The organism is Ruegeria sp. AM1, assembly GCF_056540745.1.
In genome coordinates this window covers 272,316-290,303 of record NZ_JBQFXH010000002.1, presented here as the reverse complement: position 1 = coordinate 290,303, position 17,988 = coordinate 272,316, and the positions used below count along the sequence as shown (strand labels likewise).

General features: G+C 58.4%; 20 protein-coding genes. 11 read left to right on the top strand and 9 right to left on the bottom strand.

The genetic code is table 11. The annotated features are described in order from the left end of the window. Window positions 1–14: 14 nt before the first annotated feature. Window positions 15–1,160 carry a serine hydrolase domain-containing protein gene (locus tag ACR0I7_RS09270; RefSeq protein ID WP_480510267.1) on the bottom strand — a complete coding sequence of 382 codons (1,146 nt, stop codon included), beginning with the start codon at window positions 1,158–1,160 and terminating at the stop codon, window positions 15–17. Window positions 1,161–1,681: 521 nt separating this feature from the next. On the opposite strand from ACR0I7_RS09270, the gene ACR0I7_RS09265 reads away from it, so the two are divergent. Then, the gene (locus ACR0I7_RS09265) at window positions 1,682–1,954 is read left to right on the top strand and encodes a PepSY domain-containing protein (RefSeq protein WP_480510265.1); all 273 of its coding nucleotides are present in this window, start codon (window positions 1,682–1,684) and stop codon (window positions 1,952–1,954) included. Between the two features lie 23 nt (window positions 1,955–1,977). Then, window positions 1,978–2,481: a helix-turn-helix transcriptional regulator gene (locus ACR0I7_RS09260; protein WP_480510263.1), complete on the top strand. Its 504-nt coding sequence runs from the start codon at window positions 1,978–1,980 to the stop codon at window positions 2,479–2,481. Between the two features lie 3 nt (window positions 2,482–2,484). Here ACR0I7_RS09260 and ACR0I7_RS09255 read toward each other — a convergent pair whose 3' ends face one another. Then, window positions 2,485–2,841, bottom strand: coding sequence for a cupin domain-containing protein (locus ACR0I7_RS09255; RefSeq protein WP_480510261.1), 357 nt, complete (start codon window positions 2,839–2,841; stop codon window positions 2,485–2,487). A gap of 222 nt (window positions 2,842–3,063) precedes the next feature. Between ACR0I7_RS09255 and ACR0I7_RS09250 the strand changes: the two genes are divergently transcribed. Both ACR0I7_RS09250 and ACR0I7_RS09245 read left to right on the top strand, forming a co-directional pair. Beyond that, a complete protein-coding gene (locus tag ACR0I7_RS09250; protein WP_480510259.1) occupies window positions 3,064–3,753 on the top strand; it encodes an outer membrane protein in 690 nt (229 codons plus the stop codon). A 70-nt stretch (window positions 3,754–3,823) separates the two neighbouring features. Continuing rightward, window positions 3,824–4,555, top strand: coding sequence for a glycosyltransferase family 25 protein (locus ACR0I7_RS09245; RefSeq protein WP_480510257.1), 732 nt, complete (start codon window positions 3,824–3,826; stop codon window positions 4,553–4,555). Window positions 4,556–4,623: 68 nt separating this feature from the next. Here ACR0I7_RS09245 and ACR0I7_RS09240 read toward each other — a convergent pair whose 3' ends face one another. After that, the gene (locus tag ACR0I7_RS09240; protein ID WP_480510255.1) at window positions 4,624–5,274 is read right to left on the bottom strand and encodes a peroxiredoxin; all 651 of its coding nucleotides are present in this window, start codon (window positions 5,272–5,274) and stop codon (window positions 4,624–4,626) included. A gap of 205 nt (window positions 5,275–5,479) precedes the next feature. Here ACR0I7_RS09240 and ACR0I7_RS09235 point away from each other — a divergent pair, with 205 nt between their 5' ends. Then, window positions 5,480–6,919: an aldehyde dehydrogenase family protein gene (locus ACR0I7_RS09235; protein ID WP_480510254.1), complete on the top strand. Its 1,440-nt coding sequence runs from the start codon at window positions 5,480–5,482 to the stop codon at window positions 6,917–6,919. Between the two features lie 42 nt (window positions 6,920–6,961). Here ACR0I7_RS09235 and ACR0I7_RS09230 read toward each other — a convergent pair whose 3' ends face one another. From ACR0I7_RS09230 to ACR0I7_RS09215, 4 genes are all read right to left on the bottom strand, one after another. Next, complete coding sequence (locus ACR0I7_RS09230) at window positions 6,962–7,717, bottom strand: SDR family oxidoreductase (protein ID WP_480510252.1); 756 nt, start codon at window positions 7,715–7,717, stop codon at window positions 6,962–6,964. 151 nt (window positions 7,718–7,868) lie between these two features. Beyond that, window positions 7,869–8,303, bottom strand: a complete 435-nt coding sequence (locus ACR0I7_RS09225) for a glyoxalase superfamily protein (RefSeq protein WP_480510250.1) — start codon at window positions 8,301–8,303, stop codon at window positions 7,869–7,871. A gap of 173 nt (window positions 8,304–8,476) precedes the next feature. Further along, on the bottom strand, window positions 8,477–9,352 hold the full coding sequence (locus ACR0I7_RS09220; protein ID WP_480510248.1) for a cation diffusion facilitator family transporter: 876 nt from the start codon (window positions 9,350–9,352) through the stop codon (window positions 8,477–8,479). Between the two features lie 74 nt (window positions 9,353–9,426). Continuing rightward, a complete protein-coding gene (locus ACR0I7_RS09215; RefSeq protein WP_480510246.1) occupies window positions 9,427–10,278 on the bottom strand; it encodes a methylated-DNA--[protein]-cysteine S-methyltransferase in 852 nt (283 codons plus the stop codon). Window positions 10,279–10,397: 119 nt separating this feature from the next. On the opposite strand from ACR0I7_RS09215, the gene ACR0I7_RS09210 reads away from it, so the two are divergent. From ACR0I7_RS09210 to ACR0I7_RS09190, 5 genes are all read left to right on the top strand, one after another. Beyond that, window positions 10,398–10,847 carry a MarR family winged helix-turn-helix transcriptional regulator gene (locus tag ACR0I7_RS09210; RefSeq protein ID WP_480510244.1) on the top strand — a complete coding sequence of 150 codons (450 nt, stop codon included), beginning with the start codon at window positions 10,398–10,400 and terminating at the stop codon, window positions 10,845–10,847. 1 nt (window position 10,848) lies between these two features. Next, window positions 10,849–11,484 (top strand): cysteine hydrolase family protein, encoded by a 636-nt coding sequence (locus tag ACR0I7_RS09205; RefSeq protein ID WP_480510242.1) that lies wholly within the window; start codon window positions 10,849–10,851, stop codon window positions 11,482–11,484. 102 nt (window positions 11,485–11,586) lie between these two features. Continuing rightward, entirely contained in the window at window positions 11,587–12,231 is a 645-nt protein-coding gene (nth, locus tag ACR0I7_RS09200; protein WP_480510241.1) for an endonuclease III, read from the top strand. Then, complete coding sequence (locus ACR0I7_RS09195) at window positions 12,228–13,217, top strand: adenosine kinase (protein ID WP_480510239.1); 990 nt, start codon at window positions 12,228–12,230, stop codon at window positions 13,215–13,217. The genes nth and ACR0I7_RS09195 overlap by 4 nt, the downstream gene beginning before the upstream one ends. Before the next feature lie 86 nt (window positions 13,218–13,303). Continuing rightward, window positions 13,304–14,641 carry a serine hydrolase domain-containing protein gene (locus ACR0I7_RS09190; protein WP_480510237.1) on the top strand — a complete coding sequence of 446 codons (1,338 nt, stop codon included), beginning with the start codon at window positions 13,304–13,306 and terminating at the stop codon, window positions 14,639–14,641. 27 nt (window positions 14,642–14,668) lie between these two features. Here ACR0I7_RS09190 and ACR0I7_RS09185 read toward each other — a convergent pair whose 3' ends face one another. Then, a complete protein-coding gene (locus ACR0I7_RS09185; RefSeq protein WP_480510235.1) occupies window positions 14,669–15,154 on the bottom strand; it encodes an RNA pyrophosphohydrolase in 486 nt (161 codons plus the stop codon). A gap of 136 nt (window positions 15,155–15,290) precedes the next feature. Here ACR0I7_RS09185 and ACR0I7_RS09180 point away from each other — a divergent pair, with 136 nt between their 5' ends. Further along, the gene (locus ACR0I7_RS09180) at window positions 15,291–17,318 is read left to right on the top strand and encodes a 2,4-dienoyl-CoA reductase FMN-binding domain-containing protein (protein ID WP_480510233.1); all 2,028 of its coding nucleotides are present in this window, start codon (window positions 15,291–15,293) and stop codon (window positions 17,316–17,318) included. A gap of 6 nt (window positions 17,319–17,324) precedes the next feature. On the opposite strand, the gene ACR0I7_RS09175 is transcribed toward ACR0I7_RS09180, so the two are convergent. Continuing rightward, entirely contained in the window at window positions 17,325–17,933 is a 609-nt protein-coding gene (locus tag ACR0I7_RS09175; protein ID WP_480510231.1) for a LysE family translocator, read from the bottom strand. Between the last annotated feature and the right edge of the window lie 55 nt (window positions 17,934–17,988).

The window sequence follows — 17,988 nt, the reverse complement described above, 5'->3', positions numbered from 1 at the left end:
CTCCATCCTGATCTTCAACCAATGCAGTCGTAGATCGCAGATACGAGGGCTTTTGCGCGCGGATCGCCCACAAGGTCAGGGCCCATCTGGTTACAGACATAACCAATGGCAACACGGTTTTCAGGATCAGCAGAGACAAATGAGCCACCCCAGCCGCTGTGACCAAATGCTTTCTTGTTAGGACCGTAGAGAGCAAAGTCGTTGATCGCGAACCCTTGTGCCCAATGCACGGGAACCCCGAGAATACCGTCAACACGGGTGCTGACCACCTCTGTCATTCTCTCAATGCCTTCTTGAGAAATTAGATCAACACCTTCGTGACTGCCGCCTTCGGCCAGTGCCACGAAAATCTTCGCAAGCCCTTGGGCTGAAGCAAACCCGCCGAGCGCGGGCAGTTCTGCCGCGCGCCACTCACGTCGATTAGGAGCGAGCGGGTCCAAAAAAGGATTCGTCATGGCGCGGATAACCCAATCAGGAAAGGCGTCTCCCGCTGGTTGATGGTTTTCTTTTGGTGCCACAAGGTGAGCGGTACTGGCATCCTTTTCTGCAGGTACTCCAATAAAGACCTCTGCGCCGAAGCGCCCTGCAATCTCGTTCTGGAAGAACTGCCCGATGCTCTGTCCAGAGACGCGCCGTACAATCTCCCCCGCGAGGAACCCCACAGTCCAACCATGATACGCGGTGTTGGAACCCGGCGCCCAAAACGGTTCTTGGGCTGCCAAACGTTCGCAAATCAGGCCCCAATTCATCAGATCATCGTGGGCGGTATCTTCCCGCAGTGCCGGGTTACCCGATTGGTGCGACATGATCTGGGAAACTGTTGTACTCTCTTTGCCGCCTGCAGCAAATTCGGGCCAATACTTGGTAACAGGATCATCATAGGCCAATTGACCCCGATCCACGAGCAATGCCACGCATAATGCGGTCATTGCTTTAGTGGTGGAATAGACACAGATCGTAGTGTCTTGTGCCCACAACGCGGTCTTGTCCTCATTTGTATGACCACGCCACAGATCAACAACATTCTCGCCTTCGTGGAATACGGAAATCGCGGACCCAATCTCCTGATAGATGTCATCGCGCTCGTAACCTGCGTTAAAGACTTCCAGAACCTTCTCAAATCTGGGTTTCGTGGAGCCGGATGCAGCTTCCGATATCATTGCTTGAATCCTTTACGCTAAGGTTGATTTGTGGCTTCACCATGGTCAGTTCCGCCTTTGCAACCTCAAACTCGCATTTAATGAGCAGTTACTCATTAAATGAGTTCAAGCGAAGTTACAATCGAATTAAGATGTTGTCGGTGTGGGGGCATCCTTCAAATAGACCGGTACAAATCTCATCGCTCAGTAGTGGATCAAATTTCTTGGGGCGGGAGCTTTCCAGAAGCCGTTATTCGCGCAGCCGCGGCGAAAGTTTACTTTGTCCGCATAACAACTTTAGGTCAGAAACGCTTGACGGTAGAGTCAGCACTGCCTGACGCGCTCCGCTGACAGGGTTCAGAAGTATCACTGTATCGCGTTAAAAGCCCGCGGCTTTCAGCGTGCATTCCCGGGCCGCGCTGAAATGGTAAAACCGGCATAAACCTTAGTTCAATCGGGCCCGTTTCAACCAAAATCCAATCGATGCCGCCCCACCCTATTCCCAACTCAATCGCATCAACACGCACAAAAGGAGATGCGACATGGAAAACCTGAAAATGCTGACACTGGCCGGACTGATCGCTGCTGCACCTGCTCTGGCTCTGGCCAATGTCGGGCTGGGGGACAAGCTGGGCACCGATGAGGCTAATATTCGCGCGTCGTTAGAAGCGCAGGGTTATGTGATCGAAGAGATCGAGGTCGAAGATGGCGAGATCGAGGTTGAACTCAGCAAGGATGGCGTGGAAACTGAGCTGGTCCTGACCAAAACCGATGGCACCGTGACCGCCATCGAAATCGAGAAGGACGACGACTGACGGCACATACCCGAAGGAGCCTCATGAAGATATCACAGACCTCTTTGCTGTGGCTCCTGTTGGTGGTGCAGGCCCTCTGCGCCACCTTTTTCCTGACCGATGCCGTTATGGACTGGACCGGTGGCGAAAGCCCCGGTTTTCGGCATCTGCACGGGTTCGAACTGTTCCTGTCGCTGGCCCTGCTGGGTGGGTTGGTTGCAACTATCGCACTGATCCGTGCGCAGAGCCAGCGCGTCCGTGACATGCAGCGCCAGCTGGGCATCGCCCAGGGCGCGTTTGCCGAGATCATCGACACCCAGTTCACCGAATGGAAACTCAGCGATGCTGAGCGCGACGTGGCGATGCTGTCGCTCAAGGGGCTGTCCATTGCCGAGATCGCCCAACTGCGACAGACCAAGGAGGGCACGATCAAAGCCCAAAGCGCCGCCGTCTATCGCAAAGCCGGTGTCACCGGTCGCCTGCAGTTGCTGAGTTTCTTTGTCGAGGAACTGCTGTCAGAGCCTCTGCTGGATCCGGCACAGCCCTAAACGTCAGATGCGGGGCTTTGGTGCCGGTGTGCGATCGGAATCCCCGGAATTTGGCTCTCCTTTGGGCTCGATCAGCAGCACCTTGACCTCTCTTTCTGCACGCGGGCGGTGTACGACTCCTTTGGGCACGACAAACAGCTCGCCCGCCTTGACGGTGCGGGACGGCTCGCCCTCGATATCCATCTGCATCTCGCCTTCGAGCACGAAAAAGAAATCGTCGGTGGTGTCATGTTTGTGAAAGGGATATTCACCGACAAATTTCACCACCATGACGTCATTATTGTTGTAATCCGCGATCACATGCGGATCCCAGTGGCTAGAGAACTGGCTGAGTTTCTGTGAAAGATTAACGCTTTGCATCGGGGCCTCCCTGTTTCGCACGCATCCCGGGCGCGACGCTATCCGTCGGATGCGCGCAGACCAAGGTCCTAAGTGTCGCGGTCGCCAACCATCCCATGCGCGGTTTATTCATTCACGTCCATCGAAACTGATGTGATCCAAAGTGAGGCCCCACAGACTTTTCGTTCTGCTGTGTCCGCTCCAAATCCTGTTCACGCACATTGCGCAACAAAGGACATGATCATGCTACCCCGTCTCATATTTGTCTCAGCAACCCTGACCCTCTGCGCCTCGGCGCTGGCCGCACAAAGCCTGCAGGACGGTCTTTATGTTCAGGGATTTGCTGGTTTCAGCCAACTTCAGGACAGCGATTTTTCCGGCTCAATTGGCGGCAGCAACCAGTCGGTCGATACCGATTTCGATACCGGGTTCGGCCTAGGTGTGACCATCGGTACCGAGATCCCCCAGTGGTCGAACGACCGGATCGGGACACGCGTCGAACTGGAGCTGTCTTATCGGGACAATGATGTGGACGGTGTGAATTTCACCGGCAACGGACCTGCGGCCGAGGGCAATGTCTCGGGCGATGTCAGCCAGACCTCGCTGTTTGCCAATGTACTGTTTGACTTCAAGCAGAGCGGTCCGATCACACCTTTCGCCGGTTTCGGCATCGGTGCCACCTATTCCGATCTTGATTTCGCCTACGGCCCTGGTGTGGCACTGGATGACAGCGATACCAATTTCGCGGCCCAGCTGATCGCCGGTGCGGCGTATGAAATCAACACGTCAACCGCGCTCACAGTCGACGCCCGTTATTCCCGCGCCTTTGACGTGTCCTCACAGCGGCTGGCCCCCAATGGAGCCTCTACCGGTACCGTCGAAGATGATCTGGACACGTTCAGCGTCAACTTCGGTTTGCGCTATAGCTTCTGAACCGAAATTGCGTGCAGATTCAGCGCAGTTTCACTTCCCCACCATGTCCTCGTGTTCTATGCACGGGGACATGCGATCTTTCGTTATCCATATGCCTTCGAGCACGGCGCGCCGCGCCAATGCGGACCGCCTATGTGCGAACCTGCCCAATGCCGAACTGTTCGACGCGGTAAACGGGCGCGATCCGCAGCAAATTGCTGCAGTCAGGTTGCATCCGGGGACATTGCACCGCCCGCATTACCCCTTTGCGCTGCGCGCTGCCGAAATCGGGGTGTTCGAAAGCCACCGCAAAATCTGGCGCAAAATGGTCGAGGAAGACATCGACCTTGCCCTTATCTGCGAAGATGATCTGCAGGTTGAGCCTGACAGAATGACCGCAGCGCTCAAGCTACTGCAGCCCTTCGCGACACCTGACCACTATATCCGCATCCCAGTCAAACAGCGCGAAATCGCGGTACAGACCTTGGTCCAGTGTGGTGATCTGCGCCTGATCCTGCCGCGGGTCATTGGTCTGCAATGTGTCTGTCAGGTGGTGGGCCAGCGCGCCGCCAAACGCCTGCTGGCTGCAACAGACCAGATCGATCGCCCAATCGACACATTCCTGCAAATGCACTGGATCACCGGGCAGCCGATCCACTCGCTGCAAGGCAGCCTGAATCAGGAAGTTGCCGCAAAAATCGGCGGCTCGACGATCCAGTCCAGCCCGCCGCTGTCCGACAAATTGACCCGCGCTTTCAAACGCGCGACATACCGGTCGCTGCTGCAACTGCACCCTCAGCGCGCGCCTGCTTTGGCTGGCTAGAATGTCCTTGGACAGAGCCGTGCCAGAGGCGCGAGCCGGGGAGGAGTCAGTACCCCCGGACCCACCCTTTAAGACGGGGCCTTGGTCTTGCGCAGATAGGGAAAGATTGTCTCGAACTCGCCAAACTTGGCCTTTGCGTCCTCGTTCGACACAGTGGGCGGGATGATCACATCTTCGCCCGGAACCCAGTTTGCAGGTGTCGCAACACCCTTGGCGCTCATCTGCAGTCCGTCCAGCGCGCGCAAAATCTCGGCAAAGTTGCGGCCCACAGTCATTGGGTAGGTCATCGACAGTTTCAGCTGCTTGTCCGGCCCGATGATAAAGACCGAGCGCACCGTGGCGCTGTCGGCAGGAGTGCGGCCGTCGGGCAAGTAGGCCTCAGCAGGCAGCATGTCGAAGGCTTTCGAGACAGCCAGACCATCATCAGCAATGATCGGGAAGCCGGGATTGGCGTTGCCGTAGGCTTCGATGTCTTTTTTCCATTTCTTATGGTCTTCGACCCCGTCCACCGACACGCCGATCACCTTGGTGCCGCGGGCCGCCCATTCGTCGTTCAGCTGCGCGACGGCCGAGAACTCGGTGGTGCAGACCGGGGTGAAATCCTTGGGATGCGAGAACAGAATGGCCCAGCTGTCACCAATCCAGTCATGAAATTGAATGGTGCCCTGATCCGTTTCCGCAGTGAAATTCGGAACCGTGTCGTTGATACGCAAACCCATAAGGCATCTCCTTCTTTTGCAAATAGTCCGAGTCGGCTATGGCCACCCTAACCACTTTGCCCTTGGGTGAAACCACCCAAGTTTCCGCGAGCCGGCCGCATCCCCCGGCGAGCTGATCGATTCCCGCTTGCCCTGCGACCGGTTGGGTGACAGAGTGCCATAAACCGACCAACCGGTCGATTGATCTCTGCGCCGGAGGACAGCCATGATCGAAAAACGCAATTTCTATATCAACGGCAACTGGGTTGCGCCCGCTGCCACGCATGATTTTGAGGTCATCAATCCATCGACCGAAGAGCCCTGCGCGGTGATCTCGCTGGGGGCGCAGGCGGATACAGACGCCGCGGTGGCTGCAGCCAAAGCCGCCCTGCCCGGCTGGATGGCAACCCCCGTCGAGGACCGCATTGCGCTGGTTGAAAAGCTGGTCGATGTGTACAAGACCCGTTCCGAGGATTTGGCACAGGCCATGTCGGTGGAGATGGGGGCGCCGATCGATATGTCACGCACGCAGCAATCGGGCGCGGGCACCTATCACCTCAAGAACTTCATCCGTGCCGCCAAGGCGTTCCCGTTTGAACGTCCGTTGGGCGATCACGCCCCAAATGACCGTATCATCTACGAAGCGGTTGGTGTGGCGGCCCTGATCACGCCTTGGAACTGGCCGATGAATCAGGTGACGCTCAAGGTCGGCGCAGCGGCGATTGCGGGGTGCACGATGGTTCTGAAACCGTCGGAACAGAGCCCGCTAAACGCGATGATCTTTGCCGAGATGATGGACGAGGCCGGTTTCCCGCCCGGTGTGTTCAATCTGGTGAACGGGGATGGTGTGGGTGTAGGCTCGCAGCTGTCGACGCATCCGGATGTTGATATGGTCAGCTTTACCGGATCGACCCGCGCCGGAACCGCGATTTCCAAGAATGCGGCTGACACACTGAAGAAGGTGCATCTGGAACTGGGTGGCAAGGGCGCGAATGTGGTCTTTGCCGATGCAGATGAAAAAGCCGTCAAGCGCGGCGTGCTGCATATGATGAACAACACCGGTCAAAGCTGTAACGCCCCCAGCCGGATGCTGGTGCAGCGCCCGATCTATGATCAGGCGGTGGAGACGGCAGCCGAGGTGGCGGGCAAGGTGACTGTTGGCAGCGCCGCTGATGAAGGTCGCCATATCGGCCCGGTGGTGAATGAGGTTCAATGGACCAAAATTCAGGACTTGATCCAGAAAGGGATCGACGAAGGTGCGCGGTTGGTGGCGGGTGGCACGGGCCGTCCCGAGGGGCTGAATAAAGGTTATTATGTGCGCCCGACGGTCTTTGCCGATGCCAACAACCAGATGACCATCGCACGCGAGGAAATCTTTGGCCCGGTGCTGACGATGATCCCGTTTGACACCGAAGAAGAAGCCATCGAGATCGCCAATGACACGCCTTACGGGCTGACCAATTATGTGCAGACGCAGGACGATGCCCGCGCCAACCGCATGGCACGGGCGCTGCGATCCGGCATGGTCGAGATGAACGGTCAATCACGCAGTGCCGGGTCCCCGTTTGGGGGGATGAAGCAGTCCGGCAATGGCCGCGAAGGTGGCGTGTTCGGACTGGAGGATTTTCTGGAGGTCAAAGCCGTGGGCGGTTGGGCTGCTGAATAATCTCGGATTGAATTGGCCGCCTGTAACAGGCGGCCAAGGTGATCAGTCGAAGCGAACGGAAACACCTCCATCGACCAGCATCGCGCTGCCGGTGACAAAGCTGGCACCGGGCGACAAGAGGAAGGCGGCGGCCTGAGCTATTTCCGATGGCTCGGCTAACCGGCCCAGCGCGTGTTTGCCCGAGATATAGCTGTGAGCCTGAGGATCGTCGCCTGCCATCGGCGTCAAAGTACCGCCGGGCAACAACGCGTTGACCCGGATGCCGTCTTTGCCATGGTCCGAGGCCAGCGATTTAACCAGACCGATCATACCCGCCTTGGAGGCGGCATATGCCCCCATACCAGGCAGTCCGGCGTTGGAATATCCGACAAAGGACGAGGTGAAGACCAGCGCCCCGCCGCCGGATTTCTTCAGCGCCGGTATTTGTGCCCGTGCCGCCAGAAAGGCCCCGGTCAGGTTGACGCGCAAGACGTCCTCCCATGTGGACAGGGGCATTGCCTCAACCTCGGCCATTTCTCCAACGGTGCCGGCGTTGTTAAAGGCCCCGTCAAGCGATCCGAAATGTTGCATAGCCGTCGCGACAAGCTGTTCCGCGTAGTCCGCGTTCCCAACATCCCCGGCAATCGCAATGGCCTGACCACCTGCGCGGTTGATCTGATCTGCAACGCGGTCCAGCGGCTCGGCCCGGCGGGCCCCAAGAACAAGGCGCGCGCCCTGGCTGGCCAGCAGCACCGCTGCCGCTTCGCCAATACCGCTGTTTGCGCCGGTGACGATAAATGTTTGATCTGAAAGGTTCATGCCAATTCTCCTGTGTTATTGACAGAAGAAGCGATAGGAAATCGCACAGCGTGACAGCGACCCGGAAACTGTGCGAAGCGGAGCAGTACAAGTGTTTACGCAAGAAACGGGTCAGTTTGGCAGGGCGCGAACCGCACCCTGCCCATGGGGTTCAAACCGGTCGGACCACAAGCTGCGGTTCTCCGTCCGAAGTGTGGCGGGTGGACCGACCGTCCCAGCCGATCTCTCCCGTAACGCGCTGGCGGAAGGCCGAGAAGCTGTCGAAGCGGACCACATCGACGGGCGTGTCAAACTGCAGCGTGATGCGACGGTGCGCACCGTCGCCCAGCATCGTGAGGCCGCGGATTTCCCCGCTGAAGGCCTGACCGAGATAGCGACCACGGACGCGATCCCCCACGCGCAGACGGGTGCGGTTGCCCGCCATCGCATGCAAGGTGTTCCAGTCGCGCACCCCATATTGATGGGCCAGCAATTCCAGCGCATCGCTGTGCGAGAGCTGTACGCCGGTGTCGCGCAGCTTTTGTCGCAAGCGTTTTGCCTGCTCTTTCAGCTCCGAAATCGGAGCGATGTCTTGTGACAAGTTCATATTGTGCCTCGTTTCCTAAAACGGGCGCGAAATCTGGACGGGGTTCGCATTGCCATCCGCGCGCCTGGAAAGGGCAACAGATGTGATCTTAACCGGGTTTCACCATAGCCAAATGGCCGCGAACGGCAGGGGGCCCGAACCTGGCTGCTTCCTGACATCAGCGGGACGCGCTGTCAATCTGGCGCAGGGGTTTTGCGTTCGCTGTCCGGCTCCAGGTGGATGACAAAGACCGAACCGGGATATTTGCGCAACAGCGCCTCTTCGATGTCGTCACAAATCTCATGTGCGGCAGCGACCGACATCTCACCGGCCACCACAAGGTGGAATTCAACAAAGATGATGCTGGCAGACCGGCGCCCGCGTAGATCGTGATATTCGAGTGCGGGGCCAAGATTGGCCTCGATTTCGGTGCGCACCGTGCGCAGATCGTCCTCGGACAGGGACGCGTCCATCAGGCCATCGACCGAGGATTGGATGACCTTCCACCCCTCCCAAAGGATGTTCAGCGCCACCAGAATGGCGATGATCGGGTCCAGGATCAGCCAGCCGGTTGCCAGCGCAAATACCAGCCCAACAACGACCCCGACCGAGGTCATGACATCGGTAAAGATATGCTTCGCGCTGGCCTGCAACGCCGGAGATTTCTCGCGCCGCCCGATCCTGAGCAGGATAACCGCCCATGTGCAGTTGAGGCAGGTTGCCGCCGCATTGACCATAATCCCAGCCATAGGGGCCTGATTCAGCTGCGGCGACGGCAGCGCAAATGCGGCCTCGCGGATGATCAGCAGTGCCGCCAGTACGATCAGGGCGCCTTCGGCAACGGCAGAGAGATACTCGGCCTTTTTATGTCCGAACGGATGTTTCTTGTCTGGGGGCCGCCCCGAGATCAGCACCGCGACATAGGCCAGCAGGGCCGCGGCAACATTGACGATAGATTCCAGCGCATCCGACAGCAGCGCAACTGAACCGGTCAGCCACCAGGCCAACAGCTTGAGCAGTAAGACTGCAATTGAAACCGGGATGGACCAGGCGGCAAACTTCTGAGACATCAGTCTAAATTCTTGCGTTGTCCCATACCGTGTATCACATGGCGCAGGATTGCCGACGATTTTTTCAGCACAGATCAGGCATCCGCCTGCGCCGCCTCATAGGCCAGCATGGCACGTTTGACCGGCAGACCCCAGTGATAACCCCCCAGCCCGCCGGATTTGCGCAGCGCGCGGTGGCACGGGATCAGCCAACTGACCGGGTTGCGGCCGACGGCGGTGCCCACTGCACGCACGGCCTGTGGCGCGCCAACGCGCTGTGCAATCTCAGAATAGGTGGTGACCTGACCCGAGGGGATATGCATCAGCGCCTCCCACACTTTGATCTGCAAGGGCGAGCCGATCAGGTAGAGCGGCGTGGGCTGCAACCGCTCACTGACCGAACCAAAGGCACTGAGCACCCAAGGCCGCAGATGCATTGGGTCTTCGACAAAATAGGCCTGCGGCCAGCGCGAGAGCATATCTTCCATCGCGGCCTCTTCGGTGGTTTCGGCCCCAAAGGCGATGCCGCAGATGCCTTTGTCGGTGCCCATGACCAGCGCCGGGCCAAAGGGGCTTTCGAACCAGCCCCAATAGACGGTCAAGCCCTCGCCCTTGCGGGCGTATTCGCCGGGGCTCATCGACTCCCATTTCAGAAAGAGATCGTGCAGGCGACCGCTGCCCGATAGCCCGACATTATGGGCGGTTTCCAGCGTCGTGAAGCGTTCACGCAGCAGGGCCTTTGCATGGCCCAGCGTCAGATATTGCTGATACCGTTTCGGCGACACACCGGTCCAGCGCGAGAAGAGGCGCTGGAAATGCGCCGGGCTCATATCCATCTGGCGGGCCAGTTCCTCAAGGCTGAGGGTTTCGCCGCCCTGATCGATCAGTTCAATCGCACGCCGCATGACGTTGTAGTGATATCCGGTCTCTGGGTTCTGGACGTTCATGACTCACCTCTTTGCTGACATGAACAATATCGCGATGGGGCAGAACCTGCGACCCGGAACCTGCGGTTTGTTTGTCAACTGAGTTGACGAATCAAGAATCCTATTTTTACACTGATGATATGGAACACAGATTAGATCAGCTCTATCAGGCCGTTCAGACCACGCGGCCTTTGTTGCGCAATATCACCGCTGCCGTCGAACGTGGCAGTATCCGCCAAGGTGTGACCGTCGGGCAGCGCGCAATTCTGGAGGGGTTGTCTCTGTTTCCGGGCGCAACTGCCCCGCTTCTATGCAGGGAATTGCAGCTGAAACGACAATATGTCTCGCGCATCCTGCACGAAGTGATCGCGGCGCAGCTGGTCAACAGCAGTGCGAACCCCAAACGGGCGCGATCTTGCTGCTATAAGCTGACGCCAGCGGGTCAGCGGGCTATCGAAATGATCCGGGCAGAAGAGATGTCAAACCTGTCTAGATTTGCCAAGGGGTTTTCGCCACAGGAGTTGAGCGCCTATCACAAGGTGCAACTTGCCCTGAACCAGTTCTTTGCTGATATCGCCAAGGAGGGATGAGATGACTTTCATCTGGGTCATTTCCGCCGGGCTGGGGCTGTTTCTTCTTTATATCCTTAACGAAATTCGCAAGGTCGGCACACCCACGACCGGGGCCCAAATTGATCTTGCCGCGCGTCCGGGGACAGCCTTGATCGTGATTGACATGCAGAGCGATTTCACCTCGGTCCCCGCTTGGGATCAGGACGATCTGGATAATGCGATGGCGCGGATCGGCGCGGCCAGCAAAGCGGCCCGCGACGTCGGTTTTCCGGTAGTTGCTATCCGGCAGGTGTTTCGCGGCAGATTGGCAACGCTGCTGAACGGCTGGTTCAATCAGGGGCGCGGAAACGAGGGCTCGGACGGGAGTGGGCTGGATCCACGTTTGGAACTGAACCCAAACGCGGAGTTTGTGAAATCCGTGGGTGACGCCTTTTCATCCTCTGACTTTGAGGCTTTTTTGGCACAGAACCAGATCGGAACGGTGATCCTGAGCGGCCTCGACGGCTGTCACTGCGTCCACAAAACGGCGCTGGGTGCGTTGAACCGCGGATATCGGGTGAGAATCGATACCGCCGCGATACTGGCGGCTGATCCGGCGCGGTGGACCAAAATCAAAACCGAATTGGCTGCTGGGGGCGCAGAAATTCAAGACTGACAGTGAAGCTGCGGCGCTGTGAGCGTCAGAACGCTGTATTCACAGCATTCCGATGTGCCTTTTCAATTGCGAGCAACTGTCTGGCAGGGCATTAAGGCGCGGATGGCAAAGCAACTCGATTACCACACGATCCGAGAGATCTTTACGCGTTTTCAGGCAGCCGACCCGGAACCCAAGGGCGAGCTGGATCACGTGAACGTCTACACTCTGGTTGTGGCAGTAGCGCTGTCGGCGCAGGCGACCGATGCAGGCGTCAACAAAGCCACGCGTGAGCTGTTCAAGATCGCCGATACACCGCAAAAAATGCTGGATCTGGGCGAAGAAGGTCTGATCGAACATATCAAAACCATCGGTCTGTTCCGCCAGAAGGCAAAAAACGTCATCAAGCTGAGCCGTATTCTGGTCGAAGACTATGGTGGTGAGGTACCCAATTCCCGTGCGGCGCTGCAATCGCTGCCTGGTGTCGGGCGCAAGACAGCCAATGTGGTGCTGAATATGTGGTGGCACTATCCGGCGCAGGCGGTGGATACGCATATCTTCCGTCTCGGCAACCGCACCGGTATCTGCCCCGGCAAGACTGTTGAAGCGGTCGAACGCGCCATCGAAGACAATATCCCGGCGGACTTTCAGCTGCATGCGCATCACTGGATGATCCTGCATGGCCGCTATCACTGCAAAGCGCGCAAGCCGCAATGCCCAACCTGTATTATCCGCGATCTCTGCGAATTTGAGGACAAGACTCTATGAAAACTTACCAGCTTACCGGCATCGGCAACGCCGTTGTGGACGTGATTTCCCAGGCCGATGACAGCTTTCTGGAATTGATGGGCATTGAAAAAGGCATCATGCAGCTGATCGAGCAAGAGCGCGGCGAAGTCCTGTATGCCGCGATGGAGGGCCGGGTACAGACGCCGGGCGGGTCGGTTGCCAACACAATTGCGGGCGCGGGCGCGCTGGGGCTGGAGACAGCCTTTATCGGGCGCGTGCACGACGATGCGCTGGGACGGTTCTATGCGGACGCGATGAACGAGGACGGTGTGGATTTCGTGAACCCGCCAGTGCCGGGTGGAGAGCTGCCGACCTCACGCTCGATGATCTTTGTCTCGCCCGATGGCGAACGGTCGATGAACACCTATCTGGGGATTTCCTCGGAACTGTCGTCGCAGGACGTTTCGGACGAGGTCGCTGGTAAAAGCCAGATCATGTTCCTTGAGGGGTATCTGTTCGACAAGGAAAAGGGCAAGGCAGCGTTTCTTGAGGCCGCGCGCAGCTGTCACGCGGGCGGCGGCAAGGCGGGCATCGCCATTTCCGATCCGTTCTGCGTGGAACGGCACCGGGTGGATTTCCTACTTCTGATCGAGAACGAGCTGGATTTCGTCATCGGCAATGAGGCCGAAATCAAATCGCTGTTTGAAACCGACGATCTGGAAGAGGCGCTGGCCAAGACCGGCGATATTTGCCCTCTGGTCGTCTGCACCCGGTCGGGCGATGGCGTGACGATTCTGAACAAAGGCGTCCGCATCGACATTCCGGTCGAGAAGATCGTCCCAGTGGACGCAACCGGCGCGGGCGATCAGTTTGCCGCGGGCTTCCTGTTTGGCATGGCCACGGGCCGCGACTATGAAACCTGCGCCCGCATGGGCAATGTCTGCGCCCGCGAAGTTATCAGTCATATCGGGCCGCGCCCCGAAGCAAACATGGTGGCACTGCTGCGATCCGAGGGGTTGATCTGAATCGGCGGCACGCAACGTAACGATGGCACTGCGCAGCCCGCAATAGCTATCTAGGTTTTGTGGGACCTCGAAAGACAGGGCATTCAATGTTGGGCAACGCACTCAGACTTACCGCAGGAACACTGGCGCTGGGGCTGGTCGCTGGCGTTGGATATCTGCTGATCGCGCCGCCTGACCTGTTGCGGGTCGGGACGAACTATTCGGCCAAGATGGTTTGCTCGAATGTCTTTATTGCCGGGCGTGATGCGCAGGAGGTTCTTGCCGTTGACGTGCAGGCACCGGGGCATCCCCTGCTGAAGCATGTTTCCGTGTCCGTCGACCCTGAGGCAAAGACCGTGACTGCCCGGCTGTTCCAGTTCTTTGCCCCTGCAACCAGTCAATATCGCGAAGGTCTGGGCTGTGCCAATACGCATCAGGCCGAACCCGACAACGCGAAACTGGCCGCCCTGCCCCCGCTTTCAGACGCGATATGGCCGCAAGGCAATACCGTGGCGCGCCCACAGAACACGGAACTTAATGCGGTTCTGACTGACCCGGCCCTATTGGGCGACGGCTATCGTGCCTCAGTTGTTGTTCAGAACGGGCGCATCGTCGGAGAGGCCTATGCAGAAGGGTTTGATAAAGACACCCCTCTGCTGGGCTGGTCGATGACCAAAACTGTGACGTCGGGTTTGATCGGAGCACTGATCAACACGGGACAGATGAGTCTGGCCGATACACTGGTAGACTCGTTTCCGGACTGGTCGAATGACGACAGGCAGCACATCACCGTTGAGGATATGCTGGCCATGTCCAGCGGCCTGCGCTGGAATGAGGGATATGGCGACGTCTCGGACGTGACCCGGATGCTGTATCTGACAGATGACATGGCAGGATTTGTTGCCTCGCTTAAGGCAGAGGCAGAGCCCGACACCGAATTCCTCTACTCTTCGGGTACATCGACAATCCTGTCACGCGTTTGGCAGGACAAGGTTGGGGCAGATAGCCTGTCTTACCCGCAGAAAGTGCTGTTCGAACCGTTAGGCATGACGTCGACCGTCCTTGAGGCGGATGTTTCCAACACGCTTATTGGCTCAAGCTATATGTATGCAACTGCGCGGGACTGGGCCCGGTTTGGGCAATTTCTTCTGCAGGGTGGACTTTGGGAGGACCAGCAGATTCTACCCGAAGGGTTCACCGACTGGATGTTCGAGCCGGTCGCCGTTTCTGATGGGTCTTATGCCAAAGGTCATCTGTGGCGCGACGTGCCGGGCACACAAGCCCCGTTCGAGGATGCAGTCTGGCTGGCCGGGCATGACGGGCAATCGGTCGGTATTTTTCCGTCCCGCGACCTTGTCATCGTGCGGCTGGGACTGACACCCTCGGACACAGGATATTCGCCGTTGCCGTTGGCCAAGGCTGTGATCGCAGCAGTTAACCCTTGAAGGGCGATACGTGTTGGGGCGCGTTGATTATTCCAGATAGGGCTCGAATGCGATCAGCACCTGGCTGTAGACATCCTTTTTGAACGGAACGATCTCTTCGATCAGCCTGTCTGGCTGTTGCCACTTCCATTGGTTGAATTCAGGGTGTTCCGTCTGGATATCGATCTGATTGTCACGTCCCATAAAGCGCATCAGGAACCATTTCTGTTCCTGCCCACGATAGCGGCCTTTCCAGATTTTCGGCACGATGTCATGCGGCAGATCATAAGGCAGCCACCCTTCGGTCTCGGCCACGATCTCAACCAAGTCCGAAGTCACGCCGGTTTCTTCCCACAGCTCGCGCAGGGCAGCATCGCGCGGATCTTCGCCCTTGTCCACACCGCCCTGCGGCATTTGCCAGGCGTCCATGGGACCATCGTTACGCATACCCACGAAAATCTTGCCTTCAGCGTTCATCAACATCAGCCCAACGCAGGGGCGATAGGGCAGTTTGGCGATGTCTTCCGGGGTCATGGGCGGCCTCATGGGTTGTTCGGCCCACCTCTAGCAAGCCGCGTTGCAGCAGCAAAGAGGGTGACGTTAGGTTTCGCGTGACAAAGTTTACGTGCACGTCAATTTTAAGCGCAATACCGGGAGGGAGAGTTCCGCCATGACTGCGTACCCAAACATGCTGGCCCCGCTGAATCTGGGCTTTACCAAGCTAAAAAACCGCGTGCTGATGGGATCGATGCATACGGGGCTGGAAGAGACCGGCGACTGGAACCGGGTGGCCGAGTTTTACGCGGATCGGGCCCGGGGTGGCGTGGCACTGATGGTGACGGGTGGGATTGGTCCGAACCTTGAGGGTTCGGTCCTGCCGGGGGCGGCGATGATGACCACTGACAAGGATGTGGCGAACCATTCCATAGTGACGGATCGGGTGCATCAGGCAGGCGGCAAGATCGCAATGCAGATCCTGCATGCCGGACGCTATGCCTATGGGCCAAAATGTGTAGCGCCGAGCCCGGTGAAATCCCCTATCTCTCCTTTCCCACCGCATGAGCTGGACGAGGACGGGATCGAGAAGCAGATCGGCGACATCGTGAATGCAGCCCGTTTAGCCCAGAAGGCGGGCTATGACGGGGTCGAGATTATGGGCTCCGAAGGATATTTCCTGAACCAATTCCTCGTGACCCACACCAACAAGCGCGAGGATCGTTGGGGCGGGTCTTATGAGAACCGGATGCGCCTGCCGATCGAGGTGGTGCGGCGCACGCGTGAGGCCGTGGGGCCGGAGTTCATTCTCATCTATCGCCTGTCGATGATTGACCTGGTGCCCAATGGATCGACCCACGAAGAGGTTGTGGAGCTGGCGCAGCGGATCGAAGCGGCAGGGGCGACGATCATCAACACCGGCATCGGCTGGCATGAGGCACGGATTCCCACCATTGCCACCAGCGTTCCCCGCGCGGCCTTTGCCTGGGTAACAAAGAAACTGATGGGCAAAGTGTCCATTCCGATCATCACCTCGAACCGAATCAACACGCCTGAGGTGGCCGAAGACGTTCTGGCCACAGGTTGCGCGGATATGGTGTCTATGGCGCGCCCAATGTTGGCGGATGCGGATTTTGTGAACAAAGCAGTAGCCGGGCACAGCGCAAAGATCGCGCCCTGTATCGCATGCAATCAAGCCTGTCTGGACCACACGTTCAGTGGCCAGTTGACCTCGTGTCTGGTGAACCCGCGCGCCTGTCACGAGACGGAACTGGTGATCGAAACAGCCACGACGCCCAAGACCGTTGCCATTGTCGGCGCGGGGCCTGCCGGCCTGTCCACCGCGATGACCGCCGCCCAGCGCGGCCACGACGTCACCCTGTTTGACCGCGCAAGTGAGATTGGCGGTCAGCTGAACATGGCCAAACAGGTGCCGGGCAAAGAGGAGTTCTGGGGACTGGTCGATTGGTACCGCACCATGATGGATGATCTGGGTGTGAAGGTGGAACTGGGTCGAGAGATTGCCGCTGATGATCTGGTGGGCTTTGACGAGGTGGTGATTGCCACAGGCGTCACCCCGCGCGACCCGCAGATACCGGGGCAGGATCGTGAGAATGTCCTGAACTATATCGACGTGCTGCGTGATAAGGCCGAGATCGGCAAATTCGTTGCCGTGATCGGGGCCGGAGGGATCGGCTTTGATGTGTCGGAATTCCTGCTGGAAGACGGCCATAGCACCACCACCGACCTGCCTCTGTGGATGAAGGAATGGGGCGTCACCGACCCTGCTGAACACCGCTCGGGCCTCGCGCCAGAGGGCCCGCAGCCTTCCGCACCGGCGCGTCAGGTCACGCTGCTGCAACGCAAGGCGCAGCGGCACGGCAAGGACTTGGGCAAAACCACGGGCTGGATTCACCGCGCGACGTTGAAGATGAAGAACGTCAACTTTGTCGGCGGTGTGAATTACGAGCGTATCGACGATGACGGTTTGCATGTCAGCTTTGGCGAAGACCGCGCTGACCCGACCGTGATTGCCGCAGATACGGTGGTGTTATGCGCCGGGCAACTGCCCGAGCGCAGTCTGGCCGACGATCTGACCGCGCGCGGGATATCCTGCCATGTGATCGGCGGCGCAGATGTTGCGGCCGAGCTGGATGCAAAACGTGCGATCAATCAGGGCACGCGGCTGGCCGCCGCACTGTGATACGGGCTAGTCCGACAGGGCCAGCTTGACCCCCAGCGCGCCAAAGATGGTGGCAAAGCTGCGCTTGATCCACGCCATCACCGACGGGCGACGGATCACATAGTCGCGCGCCAGCGATGCGCAGGCGCCATAGCCAACGAACACCACAAAGGTCATCGCCATGAAGGCAAGGGCAAGCGTGACCAGCGCCGTCCCGGCATGGGATGTATCAGCGGGCAGGAATTGCGGCAGGAAAGCCAGAAAGAACAGGGACAGTTTGGGGTTCAAAACATTGATCAGAGTACCGGTCAAAGCGATTTTGAAATAGCTCTTGGTGGTTTTCTCTGCGTTGAGCTCCATCGCGCCGCCATCCTTGATCATCCCCCAAGCCATGTAGAACAGATAGAGCACGCCCAGATATTTGATGATCTGAAAGGCCAGCGCGCTGGTATGCAAAACCGCCGCCAGCCCGATAATGCTGGCGAGTGCAGCAGGTACGATTCCCACCGTACAGCCCGCAGCAGCAGCCAGACTGGCGCGAAATCCGCGGCCCAGCCCGATGGCCAACGTATAGATCACACCGGTGCCCGGCAGCAGGACAACAATCAAAGATGTCAGAAAAAACTCTAAGGACATAAACAGCTCCGCTCTATGCCCGCAGAGTTTCCGACATCTCTGAAAATGTAAACAG

What these genes read in the sequence shown, in the direction of transcription:
- ACR0I7_RS09235 (WP_480510254.1), top strand. Translation starts at nt 5,480, where the DNA reads ATGATCGAAAAACGCAATTTCTATATCAACGGCAACTGGGTTGCGCCC.
- ACR0I7_RS09195 (WP_480510239.1), top strand. Translation starts at nt 12,228, where the DNA reads ATGAAAACTTACCAGCTTACCGGCATCGGCAACGCCGTTGTGGACGTG.
- ACR0I7_RS09190 (WP_480510237.1), top strand. Translation starts at nt 13,304, where the DNA reads ATGTTGGGCAACGCACTCAGACTTACCGCAGGAACACTGGCGCTGGGG.
- ACR0I7_RS09210 (WP_480510244.1), top strand. Translation starts at nt 10,398, where the DNA reads ATGGAACACAGATTAGATCAGCTCTATCAGGCCGTTCAGACCACGCGG.
- ACR0I7_RS09255 (WP_480510261.1), bottom strand. Translation starts at nt 2,841, where the DNA reads ATGCAAAGCGTTAATCTTTCACAGAAACTCAGCCAGTTCTCTAGCCAC.
- ACR0I7_RS09175 (WP_480510231.1), bottom strand. Translation starts at nt 17,933, where the DNA reads ATGTCCTTAGAGTTTTTTCTGACATCTTTGATTGTTGTCCTGCTGCCG.
- ACR0I7_RS09225 (WP_480510250.1), bottom strand. Translation starts at nt 8,303, where the DNA reads ATGAACTTGTCACAAGACATCGCTCCGATTTCGGAGCTGAAAGAGCAG.
- ACR0I7_RS09240 (WP_480510255.1), bottom strand. Translation starts at nt 5,274, where the DNA reads ATGGGTTTGCGTATCAACGACACGGTTCCGAATTTCACTGCGGAAACG.
- ACR0I7_RS09185 (WP_480510235.1), bottom strand. Translation starts at nt 15,154, where the DNA reads ATGACCCCGGAAGACATCGCCAAACTGCCCTATCGCCCCTGCGTTGGG.
- ACR0I7_RS09180 (WP_480510233.1), top strand. Translation starts at nt 15,291, where the DNA reads ATGACTGCGTACCCAAACATGCTGGCCCCGCTGAATCTGGGCTTTACC.
- ACR0I7_RS09260 (WP_480510263.1), top strand. Translation starts at nt 1,978, where the DNA reads ATGAAGATATCACAGACCTCTTTGCTGTGGCTCCTGTTGGTGGTGCAG.
- ACR0I7_RS09245 (WP_480510257.1), top strand. Translation starts at nt 3,824, where the DNA reads ATGCGATCTTTCGTTATCCATATGCCTTCGAGCACGGCGCGCCGCGCC.
- ACR0I7_RS09215 (WP_480510246.1), bottom strand. Translation starts at nt 10,278, where the DNA reads ATGAACGTCCAGAACCCAGAGACCGGATATCACTACAACGTCATGCGG.
- ACR0I7_RS09270 (WP_480510267.1), bottom strand. Translation starts at nt 1,160, where the DNA reads ATGATATCGGAAGCTGCATCCGGCTCCACGAAACCCAGATTTGAGAAG.
- ACR0I7_RS09205 (WP_480510242.1), top strand. Translation starts at nt 10,849, where the DNA reads ATGACTTTCATCTGGGTCATTTCCGCCGGGCTGGGGCTGTTTCTTCTT.
- ACR0I7_RS09265 (WP_480510265.1), top strand. Translation starts at nt 1,682, where the DNA reads ATGGAAAACCTGAAAATGCTGACACTGGCCGGACTGATCGCTGCTGCA.
- ACR0I7_RS09250 (WP_480510259.1), top strand. Translation starts at nt 3,064, where the DNA reads ATGCTACCCCGTCTCATATTTGTCTCAGCAACCCTGACCCTCTGCGCC.
- ACR0I7_RS09220 (WP_480510248.1), bottom strand. Translation starts at nt 9,352, where the DNA reads ATGTCTCAGAAGTTTGCCGCCTGGTCCATCCCGGTTTCAATTGCAGTC.
- nth (WP_480510241.1), top strand. Translation starts at nt 11,587, where the DNA reads ATGGCAAAGCAACTCGATTACCACACGATCCGAGAGATCTTTACGCGT.
- ACR0I7_RS09230 (WP_480510252.1), bottom strand. Translation starts at nt 7,717, where the DNA reads ATGAACCTTTCAGATCAAACATTTATCGTCACCGGCGCAAACAGCGGT.